Origin of the sequence: Moorena sp. SIO3H5 (assembly GCF_010692395.1) — a bacterium.
In the GTDB taxonomy this organism is placed as follows: Bacteria; Cyanobacteriota; Cyanobacteriia; order Cyanobacteriales; family Coleofasciculaceae; genus Moorena.
On the sequence record NZ_JAAHHS010000210.1, the window covers coordinates 1 to 13,512 of the forward strand.

At 42.7% G+C, this 13,512-nt stretch carries 12 protein-coding genes; 4 read left to right on the forward strand and 8 right to left on the reverse strand.

Annotated features, from left to right (window positions below):
• Nucleotides 1–1,082, reverse strand: a 1,082-nt coding sequence (locus F6K52_RS21180) for a transposase (RefSeq protein WP_293082158.1), incomplete at its 3' end; no start/stop codon positions are given.
• Between the two features lie 97 nt (nucleotides 1,083–1,179).
• Complete coding sequence (locus tag F6K52_RS21185) at nucleotides 1,180–1,344, reverse strand: hypothetical protein (RefSeq protein ID WP_293082163.1); 165 nt, start codon at nucleotides 1,342–1,344, stop codon at nucleotides 1,180–1,182.
• 255 nt (nucleotides 1,345–1,599) lie between these two features.
• Between F6K52_RS21185 and F6K52_RS21190 the strand changes: the two genes are divergently transcribed.
• The gene (locus F6K52_RS21190; protein ID WP_293082166.1) at nucleotides 1,600–3,012 is read left to right on the forward strand and encodes a reverse transcriptase domain-containing protein; all 1,413 of its coding nucleotides are present in this window, start codon (nucleotides 1,600–1,602) and stop codon (nucleotides 3,010–3,012) included.
• Nucleotides 3,013–3,167: 155 nt separating this feature from the next.
• On the opposite strand, the gene F6K52_RS21195 is transcribed toward F6K52_RS21190, so the two are convergent.
• The 4 genes from F6K52_RS21195 to F6K52_RS21210 form a co-directional block, all read right to left on the reverse strand.
• Nucleotides 3,168–3,884, reverse strand: coding sequence for a hypothetical protein (locus F6K52_RS21195; protein ID WP_293082174.1), 717 nt, complete (start codon nucleotides 3,882–3,884; stop codon nucleotides 3,168–3,170).
• 204 nt (nucleotides 3,885–4,088) lie between these two features.
• Nucleotides 4,089–4,769 (reverse strand): actin-binding WH2 domain-containing protein, encoded by a 681-nt coding sequence (locus F6K52_RS21200; RefSeq protein WP_293082181.1) that lies wholly within the window; start codon nucleotides 4,767–4,769, stop codon nucleotides 4,089–4,091.
• 377 nt (nucleotides 4,770–5,146) lie between these two features.
• Nucleotides 5,147–5,827: an actin-binding WH2 domain-containing protein gene (locus tag F6K52_RS21205; protein WP_293082186.1), complete on the reverse strand. Its 681-nt coding sequence runs from the start codon at nucleotides 5,825–5,827 to the stop codon at nucleotides 5,147–5,149.
• Between the two features lie 319 nt (nucleotides 5,828–6,146).
• Nucleotides 6,147–7,010, reverse strand: coding sequence for a methyltransferase domain-containing protein (locus F6K52_RS21210; protein ID WP_293082189.1), 864 nt, complete (start codon nucleotides 7,008–7,010; stop codon nucleotides 6,147–6,149).
• Nucleotides 7,011–7,190: 180 nt separating this feature from the next.
• Here F6K52_RS21210 and F6K52_RS21215 point away from each other — a divergent pair, with 180 nt between their 5' ends.
• Both F6K52_RS21215 and F6K52_RS21220 read left to right on the forward strand, forming a co-directional pair.
• Nucleotides 7,191–8,525 (forward strand): TrkH family potassium uptake protein, encoded by a 1,335-nt coding sequence (locus F6K52_RS21215; RefSeq protein ID WP_293082195.1) that lies wholly within the window; start codon nucleotides 7,191–7,193, stop codon nucleotides 8,523–8,525.
• Between the two features lie 116 nt (nucleotides 8,526–8,641).
• The gene (locus F6K52_RS21220; protein WP_293082200.1) at nucleotides 8,642–9,337 is read left to right on the forward strand and encodes a TrkA family potassium uptake protein; all 696 of its coding nucleotides are present in this window, start codon (nucleotides 8,642–8,644) and stop codon (nucleotides 9,335–9,337) included.
• Here F6K52_RS21220 and F6K52_RS21225 read toward each other — a convergent pair.
• Nucleotides 9,334–10,725 (reverse strand): tetratricopeptide repeat protein, encoded by a 1,392-nt coding sequence (locus tag F6K52_RS21225; RefSeq protein ID WP_293082203.1) that lies wholly within the window; start codon nucleotides 10,723–10,725, stop codon nucleotides 9,334–9,336. The genes F6K52_RS21220 and F6K52_RS21225 overlap by 4 nt on opposite strands.
• Before the next feature lie 99 nt (nucleotides 10,726–10,824).
• Between F6K52_RS21225 and F6K52_RS21230 the strand changes: the two genes are divergently transcribed.
• The gene (locus tag F6K52_RS21230; protein WP_293082209.1) at nucleotides 10,825–12,177 is read left to right on the forward strand and encodes a TldD/PmbA family protein; all 1,353 of its coding nucleotides are present in this window, start codon (nucleotides 10,825–10,827) and stop codon (nucleotides 12,175–12,177) included.
• Nucleotides 12,178–12,304: 127 nt separating this feature from the next.
• Here the strand turns inward: F6K52_RS21230 and F6K52_RS21235 are convergent.
• The coding region (locus tag F6K52_RS21235) for a PAS domain-containing sensor histidine kinase (protein ID WP_293082214.1) at nucleotides 12,305–13,512 on the reverse strand (1,208 nt) is incomplete at its 5' end.

Here is a 13,512-nt window from a genome sequence, read left to right on the forward strand (position 1 = left end):
GCGGCATTACGGTCGCGGTCTAACCGGCACCCACATTTTCCGACATGGTTTCTAGTTGACAATGACTTCTTGACTACTTCGCCGCAACTAGAGCAATTTTGGCTTGTATAGGCAGGGTTAACTGCAACAGTTATTCTGCCAAACTTTTGACCAAAATACTCTAGCCATTCTCGGAACTGATACCAACCTGCATCATTAATAGACTTGGCGAGACAGTGGTTTTTGACCAAGTTCTTAACCCTTAAATCTTCGTAGGCCACCAGGTCGTTAGACCGGATTACGCAACGCGCCAGTCTCTTGGCATGTTCTATGCGCTGCGCGCAGGCTTCGCCAACACGCTGCCTACTTATTTTAAGGTGCTGTCTACCTAGTCTGTTAATCGCTTTTTTGCGATTGGATGAGCCTTTCTTTTTCCGAGAAACTCTACGTTGATAAAACTTTAAACGTTTTTCCCCTTTTCTATAAAACCTGGGATTTGGTTCTGAACATCCATCAGAGTCAGTGTAAAAGTCTTTTAGACCTACATCTAAACCAACGGTGAAACCTGTAGCTTCCAACTGTTCTGAGTCATCTACTTTGACGCAAAACTGGACGTAGTATCCATCAGCTTTTTTGACTATACGAATCCGTTTTATTAGCTTTTGTTCGAAACGCCACAAGTCCCAGGTACCTTTGAGCTTGACCTGTCCGATTCCTTTTTTATCGGTAAACTTTATCGACTTCTTATCTGGGGACAGTTTCCATCCAGATTGCTTATATTCGACTGACCTAGAATACTTTTTAAAGCGAGGATACCCTTTCTTTCCAGGAACCTTTTTCTTGCAGTTGTCAAAAAATCGCTTGATAGCACGCTCTACGTTCTCAACAGAAGCTTGACAAGCATGACTGTTGAGATCTTTGACAAACTTAAATTCATCCCTTAACTGAGTGTTGTACCGGTAGAGTTCTTTCTTCCCTGTCCCGCGATTGTCCATCCAGTACCGAAGTACCTTGTTACGGACAAAGCGAGCTGTTCTAATAGCTTCATTTATTGCCAATTTTTGATGCTCTTTTAAAACAGCTTTGAACTCCATAACTAACACTCAAAATTACCTCCTTGATGCGTTTTTTATTTGTTAATATAGTCGATATTTTAGCATAAAAATTCCTGGACTGTCAGGGAATAAATTCCTGTTCGGGCTAACCCCATGGATAGAATCGGTGGGGCGTTGCGCCCTCAGGATTTTCGGTCAAAACTGACTTTGCTGTGATGTATACAAAGGGTTGACCCTTACCGCTCTGTGTACCAGCTTGGAACAGTCTTGTGCCAGCAGCTAAAATTGAAAAAGCGAAGTTGACACTCACCCATAACTGCCTGTACCGGTGCCACCAAAGGGAATTTCCCCCATCAGCGACTTCATCAAGACAATAGTAAAAAATGTATAGCGCTTTCTAGCCTAATGAGGTAAACATGATTTTTTATCTCTTGCCTCTTCTTTGTTCCGGTGATCCGCTGTTCCCTATTCCCTCGGCATAGCGCCATAACAAACAACCTTGGCCTTTTGGCCTTTTGGCCACGCTACCCGAACAACCAACCTTAAAAACTAAAAAATAGTTCCCATGTCAGACCAACCCCGTACCCGTCAGGAACTCTACGATCGCATCCGCCAAATTGGAAAAGAAGAATTCGTCCTCGAAGAAATGATTCGCTACGGATTTTGGCCAGCAGAAGGTGAGATGCCAGAAGATCCAGCTGATGAAATTAGACGGCGGGGAGAACTCCAGCGAGAACTAGCCCAACTGCGCCAAGAAAGTCAGAAACTACAAAATGAACAAGCAGTCCGTAAGCGGTTGTTAAAAGAACGGTTAGCCCAGTCTAGGCTTAAGCGTCAGGAAACCAAAGAAAGACGGGAACAACAACGGCTCGAACGTGCCCAAGCGTGGGCTATACGCCAGGAACAGGAAATACTATATCTCGGTGAGGAAGTATCCCCAGGTCTAAACCATACCGAAAGCGATCGCATACGATTAGAAACCTATAAATTACCCCTGTTGAGCACAGCCCAAGACATTGCTCAAGCCATGGGGATTACCCTAGGACAGCTACGGTTTCTCGCATTTAATCGCAAAACCGCCACCATATCTCACTACATTCGTTTCAAGATTCCCAAAAAAACCGGTGGAGAGCGGTTAATTTCCGCACCCAAACCAAAACTAAAACAAGCACAACACTGGATTCTCAGCAACATACTAGAAAAACTAGAACTAGACAATGCAGCTCACGGCTTTCGACGCGATCGCTCCATAGTTACCAACGCCCAGCCTCATGTTGGTGCTGATGTGATTATCAACATTGACCTAAAAAATTTCTTCCCATCCATTTCCTACCCACGAGTCAAAGGACTTTTCCGGTCATTCGGTTATTCAGAAGCAGTAGCAACAGTATTTGGATTACTCTGTACAGAAGCCGACATTGAAGAAGTCGAACTAGATAGCAAAACTTACTACGTAGCCACAAGCGATCGCCACCTCCCCCAAGGGTCCCCCGCTTCACCAGCCATTACCAACATATTGTGCCGTCGTTTAGACCACCGACTAACCACAGTAGCCACAGACTTAGGCTTTACTTACACCCGCTATGCCGATGATCTCACCTTATCCGGCTCCGGTGACAGCCTCCGCTTTATCGGTAAACTCCTAAAACGCACCAGCTCCGTAGTAGCTCACGAAGGGTTTACTATCAATCAACAAAAGACCCGAATCCTACGGAAATCCCAGCAGCAAGAAGTAACAGGAATTGTAGTTAACGACCATCTCAATATTTCCAGAAAACAATTAAAACGCTTTCGTGCTACTCTCTATCAAATCGAAAAAGACGGTCCAGACAGCAAACACTGGGGAAACTCCAGTAATGTAATCGCAGCCATTCAAGGCTACGCCAACTTCATCGCCATGGTCAATCCCGAAAAAGCAGCCCCGTTTCAAGCACAAATCCAACGCATCAAAGAAAAATGGTTATCTAATCACCATTAGGTATCAGCTTACTTATTTTTGAATTAAGAATTAAGAATTAAGAATTAAGAATTAAGAATTATACATTCTGCATTCTGCATTCTGCATTCTGCATTCTTAATTCTGCATTCTGACCGACAACCTTGGCCAAAATGCCACGCTACGCGAACAACTAACTACCGCTTACCTTGTAAATTTATTACCTCCTTATGTACACTCATCCCAATCTGAATAGACTGATTAAGTAAGCGACCATATTCACCAGTTTCGTCACTCAGTTCAAAAGCCATCAAAGTATTCAAATTATCATCAAGATTGCTCAAAAATACCTGGCGACTGTCAATTAAATTATTATGACTTCTGATTAAATTTTCCACTTGTAAAGCATTCACTAAACTTTGTTTAGTAATAGCTAGAGATTCAATAACTTTTTTCCGGCTTTCAGATTGTTTAGACTCAGTACCTGAACCCTCAATGGCCTCTATTCGTTCCGCTAACTCAATCGCTTTAATCACACCATTATAGTTATCAACCTGATCCATTAACCTAACCAAAGACTTAATTCGCTTTCCTTGTTTATAAAGATATACATTACCAATCACTATCCCTGACACAAACAATCCCACCAGTATAGTAAATAGCCCAGTTATCCCAGCCTGGTCTTCAGGCAAATTGCCTGAATTTTTCATAAAAATCAGGATTGGAGGCAAAAAGAAAATTAAACTCAGACCCAATATAAATATCTCAGTTAACAGAACCGATAACATATGCTTAGGCTTCTTAAAGATAAACCCCCGACAAAAATCAATAGCCACAAGCTTAGCAAAATTAAGATCTACCAGGTTTCTGATATCCTCTGACGTAATCTGTAAATTCCCTAAATTTGATGACATATCATCTCGCTCCTGTTAACCATTTTCTGATATCTTGCACCAATTCCCATCACCCACCAGTAGTTAAAACCACACCGCGAATAAATCAACTGCTCTTACTCCCACCCAAGCAATCCCATCCGTTATCGATAGAATAAATAGCGCTGCGGGCAGCGCTATACCTGCCAAAAGTATGGCTTCAAAAGATAAAATCAATAGTAAGCCTTAACTCCAACCCAGGATTTTACCAATTAACTTCAACAGTTGCATATAAAAATTACTCTCTAGCTCACGAAATAGGGCAAAAGGTTCCCCAGGAGTTCCAAAAAATGGTCTGAGGGTCCATCCCAATTGGCTACCAACAAATGCATAAAGCACTAACCAAGGTTTAAGAATCCTAGTGGGATATTTTTTTTCTTCAGTTTCTTGCTCAGTGATAAATCCCATGCATTGGTAAAACACATTGACCCCAATTAAGCCAGTGATGCCAAAGATGACTATATTTAAGAGCATAAAAAAATGATAATCATTAATTGAGAGACGGAAAAAGAGAGTGATAGGAGCAAAGCCAAATAGCATCACACTAATCACAGATGTCGCCGCCAAAAGCAAAGCTAGGTACTGCCCAAAACTACGTTTAGAGCCTGAGCTAATCTCATAAAAATATAAAGTCGGTAAACAAATTAACAACGTTAATAGGTATAGCGCCGGGAGTTTGATAGCTGAAGAGATAATCTGGAGGGGGCTACTAAAGGAGCCGATAATTGCACCATAAATTCCAAAAAAGGCCGAGCTGGCAATTAATAAAGAGATAATCTTGATATCAATCCTAATTCCTTTGTCAACCTCTTTCAGGAATCTTTGGCGATCGCGCAAAAACTCCATCACTATAGTAAAGTGGTTCATGACCTACTCCTAATTAAAATTTAAAGCTACAAGATACAGCCACCTCACACATTCAGCCACCTAGGATAAAATCTAGTAATATAGCACTAATCTTTACTAGAACTAGTGGTTACCACAATAATCGATGGATTTACCATTTCCCATGCCAAATTGCCATTGGCAACTAGCTCACTGTTATATACTTACTTCAAGGGATTTGATATCCTGTCCGCCAAATAAATTCCTAATTATCATGGGATGATCCCATGGCAATCATTAGATTTAGGTCATAAACAACTGATTTTGATAACTCAAGGGATCAGCAAATGATTTCCGTTACAATCCTCACTTGCTCCCATACAACAACCCATAACAAATCAACAAATCAATAGTAAGCCTTAAACCCAACCCAAGATTCTACCAATTAACTCCAATACATGCATATAAAAATTACTCTCTAAGTCGCGAAATACGGCAAAACCTTGCCCAGGATCTCCGAAGAATGGTCTGAGAGTCCATCCCAATTGACTACCAACAAATCCATAAAGCACTAACCAAGCTTTAAGAAGCCTAATGCGATATTTTTTGTTTTCAGCTTCTTGCTCAGTGATAAATCGCATACATTGGTAAAACACATTGATACCAATTAACCCAGTGATGCCAAGTATGACTAGATTTAAGAGCTGAAAAAATTTATAATCATGAATTGAAAGACGGAAAAAGAAAGTGATAGGAGCAAAGCCAAATAGCATCACACTAATCACAGATGTCGCCGCCAAAAGCAAAACTAGGTATTGCCCAAAATTACGTTTACAACCTAAGCTAATCTCATACAAATATAAAGTCGGTAAACAAATTAACAACGTTAATAGGTATAGAGCCGGAAGTTTGATAGCTGAAGAGATAATCTGGAGGGGGCCGCTAAACGAGCCGATAATTGCACCATAAATCCCAAAAAATGCCGAGCTAGCAATTAATAAAGAGATAATCTTGATATCAATCTTAATCCCTTGGTCAACCTCTTTCAGGAATCTTTTGCGATCGCGCAAAAACTCCATGACTATAGTAAAGTGGTTCATGACCTACTCCTAATTAATATTTAAAGCGACAAAATACACTTAGCTATAGGAGCATGTCACTTATGCAAAAAATTTGGAGTAAAACTAAAGCCCCCTCATGGGTTTTAGGTTGCTCTGATAGTACCTATAGCAATCCTCAATCATTTTTTGAATCAGCAAAATCGGAAATCGTTGCTGGGCAAAGGTTATAGCGATTCGGCTGCGCCGAATCGCTTTTAGCTTAAGCTGAGGCCTTTGGCCAAACGCTTCGGCCACTATATTTCACGAATCAGACCGGATTGCTATAGTTGATATGGTCTACAATTTTGACTTGGTCTCTTCACTTGGTTCCAGACAACAACCCATAACGAATCAACCCCCGGCGATACCCTCGACTCATCAACCCCATCGACAGTGCCGCTTCCAGAATTTTCCAATTACTTTTAAGCAACCCTAAAATCGCTTTCGGCTCAAAAGCAGAATCAATCACAATATCCCAAAAGGGTTCAACCGCATCAGACCAATCCGCCGTGCGAATAGTTTGGAAATTCAAATTGCCAGCAATTTCCTCATACTCCTGCAAAGAAATCACATAAGGCAAACAATAAACCCGATAAATCTCAGCCAAATGCTGCTGTTCATCTGTTGTCAATTGTCCCGTCGCCAACGTTATGGGACGATGACACCAAGTTGCCATTAAAAACCTTCCCCCAGGTTTAAGCACCCGATAACATTCCTGAAGAAACTGTTGCTTGTCCGGCATATGTTCTCCACTCTCCATCGACCAGACAAAATCAAAGGTTTCATCAGCAAAAGGCATATCCAAAGCATTAGCAACCTGAAACTGAACCCGTGTCGCCAACCCAGCCTCTTGTGCTCGTTGAGTTCCTCGTGATGCTTGAACTGGACTTAAGGTAATGCCAGTAACATTTGCTTCAAACTGTTGCGCTAAATAAAGTGAACTCCCACCAATCCCACAACCGACATCCAGGATAGTACTAGCTTGCTCCACTTCAGCCCAACAGAGCAATTCGTCAATCAAGTCAATTTGTGCTTGATGTCGGTTTTTCTTCTCAGTGCCCGCCCAGCCATAATAGCCATGGTGCATATGTTCACCCCAAACGGCTTCCCACAAGCCAGAAGAGGCATCATAAAATTCCTGAATCTGTTTTTCAAGACTCAATTTTTCAAGACTCAATGTCATATTATGTCCAGTAGCATCGTTCCGTATCACCAACTATAGCGGTTATGACTTCCATAAACCATACCCAATTCGACGGCGGCACGGGGTGAGCCGCTACTAAGGGAAAAGGGTCTTGACAGATGGCAAATCACAAATAAACAATGACAAAGACAAATTACAAAGACACATAACAAATGAGACATGACTATTCCCCGAACCATTTGCCTTGGATTCCTTTCCGTAATTGCCATCGGAACTCTTTTGCTAATGATGCCATTTGCTGCTAGTGATGGCACATGGACTAACCCCATGGTGGCACTATTCACCTCAACCTCTGCTGTTTGTGTTACTGGTCTAGTGGTTGTCGATACTGGCTCCTATTTTTCCTTTTGGGGACAGTTGATTGTGCTTGCCCTATTCCAAATTGGCGGTTTGGGCTATATGACCACCACCACATTTCTGATTTTACTACTGGGGCGCAAGTTCAAATTGAAGCAGAAAATCGCCATTCAACAAGCCTTAGATAGACAAGGTTTACAAGACAGTGCAGCATTAATTCGTTCCATCATTGCCACAGCAATAATTTTTGAAATCACAGGTATTTTTCTACTTTTACTAGTGTTTGTTCCCGATTATGGATTATACCAAGGACTCTGGTTAGCCATTTTTCATAGCATCAGTGCTTGGAATAATGCTGGATTTAGTCTGTTTCCAGACAGTTTAACAAGTTATCAGTCATCTCTTCTCCTCAATCTAGTGATCACAACTCTAATTATCTGCGGTGGCATTGGTCAACAGGTAATTTTTGAGTTTTATCTTTGGTTGCGCGATCGCATGCTCCGACGGCGTCAGTATTTGGAATTTTCTCTAAATTTTAAAGTAGTCACTAGCACCACTATATTTTTGTTAATAGTGGGAACAATTGCATTTTTGTTCATCGAGTTTCATAATTCTAACACTCTAGGCTCTTCAACACTATCAGAAAAATTTATCAAAGCCTGGTTTCAATCAGTGACCACCAGAACTGCAGGCTTTAACACCATTGATCTTGGTAAAATGACCACAGCCGGTTTATTTATTACCATTACCATGATGTTTTTTGGAGCCAGCCCAGGGGGAACAGGTGGTGGCATCAAGACTACAACAGTAAGAGTTTTAGTTAGTTCTACTAAAGCAATTTTACAAGGAAAAGAAGACGTTTATCTATATAAGCGTCAGGTACCAACTGAACTAATTTTAAAAGCCATTGGAGTCTTAGTCGGATCATTCGCTACAGTAATTATATCAACAATTTTAATTTCCCTAGCTGAGCCAACCCTTGATTTTATTAATATTTTATTTGAAGTCGTCTCAGCCTTTGCTACTGTCGGTCTTTCCACAGGCATTACCCAAGACGTTTCTACCTGGGCAAAGCTAGTTTTAATTGGAACAATGTACATTGGCCGGGTTGGAGTTTTGTTGCTCATGGCATCCCTACTAGGAGAACCCCGTCCCAGTTCAGTTAACTATCCAGAAGAAAACTTACTTGTGGGATAATCCAATGGAAAAGGTATGCTGGCTTGGTAATGGCTAATTGCCAATGTCAATTAACACTTAAAAAGAAACAAGTAATAAGTAAAAAATTACTAGATCAGTTATCACAGGAGGCCGAAGTGAATCTATCATTTTTAACATTCTTGCGTAACCTACCCAAAGAGAATAAACAGTTTGCCGTTATTGGATTAGGGCGTTTTGGTCGAGCTGTCTGTTCCACACTATACCAACTTGGCTATGAGGTTCTGGGTACTGATATTGATGAAAAACTAGTTTCGCAAGTGTTAACCGATAAAATAGCTTCCCATGCTGTGCAGCTCGATTCAAAAGAACCATTAGCCTTGAAAGAAGCTGGAATTTTTGAATTTGACACAGTAATTATTGCCATCGGTAACTATTTACAAGAAAGCATTATTACTACCCTCAACTTAAAAGAAGCAGGAGTTTCTTACGTCATTGCCAAAGCTTCCTCAGAAGTTCATGGTAAGCTCTTAAAACGGGTAGGAGCCGATCATGTAGTTTTTCCTGAGAATGATGCAGGTTGTGCTTTAGCACGCTCCCTGACCAAACCATCTATTTTGGAATGGTTTGACCTAGACTCTAAGCACAGTATTGTTGAGGTCATAGTGCCAGAAAAATTTGATGGCAAAACCATTATGGAACTGGAATTGCGCAACCGCTATGGCTTGACTGTCCTGGCTATCAAGGGAGATGCTGAATTTGAGATTAACCCTGACCCTAATGAACCGCTATACAAAGATATGGTTATGGTTATCATTGGCTCCAACGCCGATATTGACCGCTTACCGATCTAAAGCTTTGGAATCCCTCTTTCTGGTTCAGACTTTTCCGGTTCCATCTCTTCGGTGTCAGTGGACTCTAGCTTAGGAGTTTCTTGGGATTCTACCTCCAGAGTTTCAGGAGACTTCATCTGTGGAATTCCAGGAGAGTCTACCTCAGGAGTTTCTTGAGTATTAACCAAAGAAGCTTCTGGTTCTAGTTGCATGATGTACTCATCAACCTCTGTCACCTTCTCCTCATTACCAGCAAAAGCGAATAACTCTCTAGCTTTGACCAAAGAAGAGAGAGCTTCCTCTCGTTGTTGAGACTTTTCTAAGACTACACCCAAGTTGTAATGACCTTCTGCTAATGCCGGAGACAGGCTAAGAGCTTGCTGATATTCAGCCATGGCTTCCTCATACTGTTCTTGCTGTTGTAGAGCAACACCAAGGTTGTAGTGGGTCAAGGCGTGGTAAGGATCCAGTTGCACAGCTAATTTGAGTGTAGTTACTGCTTCGGCGTACTCACCATTGGCTGTCAGTGCTGCCCCTAGCTGTCGGTAAGCATCCACATTTTCCGGTTCCAGTTCCGTCACCAAGCGAAACCGAGTAATCGCTTCCGCCAACTCCCCTTTCTCAAACAAAATTACCGCTAATTGATACTGAGCCGGGGCCAAGTTCGGGTCAACCTTAACTGCTTCCCTAAAGGATTCCTCTGCGGCTGACTTTTCCCCTTGCTCCACCAGTAATAGTCCCAACTGGTAGTGTGCTTTCTGCAATTTAGGTTGAGTGCGAACTGCTTGTCTGAGTGCAGTAGTTGCTGGTCCAATCTGGTCTTGCTCGACTAAAATCAGTCCCATGTTATAGTAAGCTTTGCCATAATCTGGGTCTAGGCGAATGGTGGCTTGGTAGTGTTCGATCGCCTGTTCTTGATCACCCTGAGATTCCAGGGCTAACCCTAAGTTATAGTAAATATCTGCTGATTCAGGGTTGAAAGACAACGCTTGTCGATAAGCAGCGATCGCACTATCGGGTGCCCCTTCCTTGTAAAATGCAATGCCTAAGTTGTAATAAGCTTGTGACAAGGTTGGGTCAAGGGCAATAGCAATTTGGTATTGTTCCAATGCCAGCTGGTTCTTACCCTGCTGCAAATACGTATTCGCCAACAAATAACGTCCCATCGCCATATAGGGGTCAAACTCAAGGGCTTTACGAAAAGCACGCTCTGCCCCAGGAAAGTCCCGACGTCCGTACAGTTTTACCCCAACTTGAAAGTATGAAGCCGCATCCAGGTTATTGGAGTATGGACCTTCCATCAACTGCTTGGTTCCTTTATACTCAGGAATCTCTTTACCTTGAGCTTGACCAACACTTGTCAAACCAAAACTGATGATAGTGGCAGCTAGCAGCGGTATCGTTTTCATTCACCCTTTTCCTATACGCTGAGACATTTTTGGTATACTACAGGATAATATTTTTTTACTAGAATAATTAGCTGCTTATCAAGCCCATCCCCACAGGAAATGACCCTAGCTGCTGCTCCGATATGCGATCGCAAAGATCAAACCCTATCCCTAGTCGATTCAGTCATTGCCCAATCCCAAGCAGAAGGGGTATTCGTCAGTCTCAGCCTTGGTGACGAATTTCTGAGCCGCTTCTCGGAAAATCAAATTACCCAGAATATCAGCCGCCAACGCTGCCAACTTACCATTACCAGTTATTTCGTTAAGCGTTGTGCCTCTGCTACCACAACAGAACTAGACCCAGAGGCAATAGCCCAAACTATCCAACGTTCAGAACAACTGGCTCGCATTGCCCCAGAAGATCCTGAATGGGTACCCCTACTCGAATCCCAGGATTATGAGCAACGCACCCCAGCCTTCGATCAAGCCACCGCTAACCTTTCCCCCTTGGCACGGGGAGAAATAGTCAAGGAAGTATGTTCCTTAACTGCTAAGGCAGGAGTCGAAGGGTCGGGTAAGCTTAGTACTCAAGCTTTTTTACGAGTTGTGGGGAACTCCCAAGGGTTACGAGCCTTAGACCAAGGTACAGAGGCAGATTGTAGCGTGACAGCCCGTATACACGATGGTTCAAGTTGGAGTCATAGCACCGCCTTTGCCATAGAGCAGTTACCGATTTTAGAAAAGTCATCAATAACAGCTCTAATTGAACGAGCCTTAGCCTCACGTCACCCCCGTAAGGTCAATCCAGGTACCTACCCAGTCATATTTGATGGTGCTGCCTTTGCGGAATTGCTGTCTTGGGTAATCTGGAATATGGATGCTCGGGCAGCGGATGAAGGACGTTCCTTTATGTCCCATAGTGATCAAACCGGTAACCCCACTGGTAACCGCTTGGGTCAGCCAATGTTTAGCCCGATAGTGCAGGTACAACGCGACCCTGGTCATCCCCTACTCCAATTAGGCACTTGCTTTAGGGATGGGTTGAGTAATCGCTACACTGAGGTGATTAAGGATGGTATTCCGCAAATCCTTTACTATAGCCGCTATTGGGCAGCTCAGAAAGGCAAAGATCCAAGCGGACTATTGTTTCCCATTGTCATGTCCGGTTCTAGCCAAAGTCTAGCTGACCTGATTGCCCAGACAGAGCGAGGTATTTTGGTAAGCCGTGCTTGGTATGTGCGCTATGTCAATCCCAAAACCCTAGAAGTCACAGGGATGACCCGTGACGGCACATTTTGGATTGAAGACGGTCAGATTGCCTACCCGATTAAAAACCTGCGCTTTAACCAAAGCCTGCCCCAAATGTTAAAAGAAGTCGATGCCCTAAGCAAAGTACAGCGCTATGGTAATATAGTAGTTCCAGGAGTTCGGGTCAAGGCATTTAACTTTGATAGTATCACTGACAGCATTTGAGCCAAATCATGAAGGATGAAATGTGAAATGTGAAAGCTCAAATATGAAAACTTTGCCTTTTGCCTTTTGCCTTTTGCCTTTTGCCTTTTGCCTTTTGCCTTCACTTAACCCATTACCCATTACCCATTTAGCCCTTAGGTGTTTCTGATTTGGGGTCATTTACTACAGCAGGGCAACGGATGGTAAAGGTAGAGCCAACACCAATCTGGCTTGTCACGCTAATTTTACAACCCATCATCTCGCAGAACCGTTGGCTGATGGAAAGACCTAAACCCGTTCCACCATACTTTTTGGTGGTTGAATTATCTGCCTGGGTAAATGGTTGAAATACTTTGTTAAGCTGTTCTGGAGTCATACCAATGCCAGTATCAGTTACCGAGAATATCAACCAATCATCAGATTTGAGATTGGCTAAGGTATTGGCGGAGGTAGGAATATCGATTGTGGTGTAGGAAGCACTTGAGGACCTCGAATAAGATTGGGGTAACTCCAATATCAGTTCGTTCTTGCCATTCCTATGGTGACTTCCTTCACGAACAATGCTAAAAGTAATCGTGCCTGTATCAGTGAATTTGGCAGCATTACTTAGCAAGTTTAACAGAACCTGCTTGAGCTTAGTCCGGTCAGCCACCATTGCCCCGAGAGAGTCAGCACTGCTGATCTTTAGACTATTGTTCTTCTTCTGTATCAGTGGCTTAGCAAGGCTTTCCAATTCCACTATCAGGGTGGTAACATCAAAGCTCTCTAAGTACAGGTTCATCTTGCCCGCTTCAATCTTTGATATGTCTAGAACATCACTGATCAGTGTTAGCAGGTGTGTACCAGAGTTCCAAATCTCCTTTAAGTCAGAGACGAAGTCGTCATAGCCTAACTCCTCGGCATCTTCCCACAGCAACTGACTTAAGCCCAGAATACCGTTAAGGGGTGTCCGTAGTTCATGGCTCATACTAGCCATAAACGCACTCTTGGCATGGTTGGCTTCTTCAGCCGCTTCTTTTGCTTGTTGCAACTCAATCTGAGCCAACTTGTTATCCGTAATATCCCGGACAATGGTCAGCACTTCGTTATCTCCACTGACCACAATCCGTGCTTCAAAATGGCGGCGTTGGCTATTAATAAACATCTCATGTTCAAAGATTTGGATCTCCCGAGTTTCCAAAGCTTGGTGAACATTGCGGATATAAAGTTGAGCTATCTCTTGTGGTAATACATCATACACCCTTTTACCCAAGACTTGATCAAAAGACCCAAAAGAGTTATTACTCCTTGCAACTTTATACTCTAGAAATGTACCATCGTGACTAAACTGCACCATTAAATCTGGGATAGCATTAA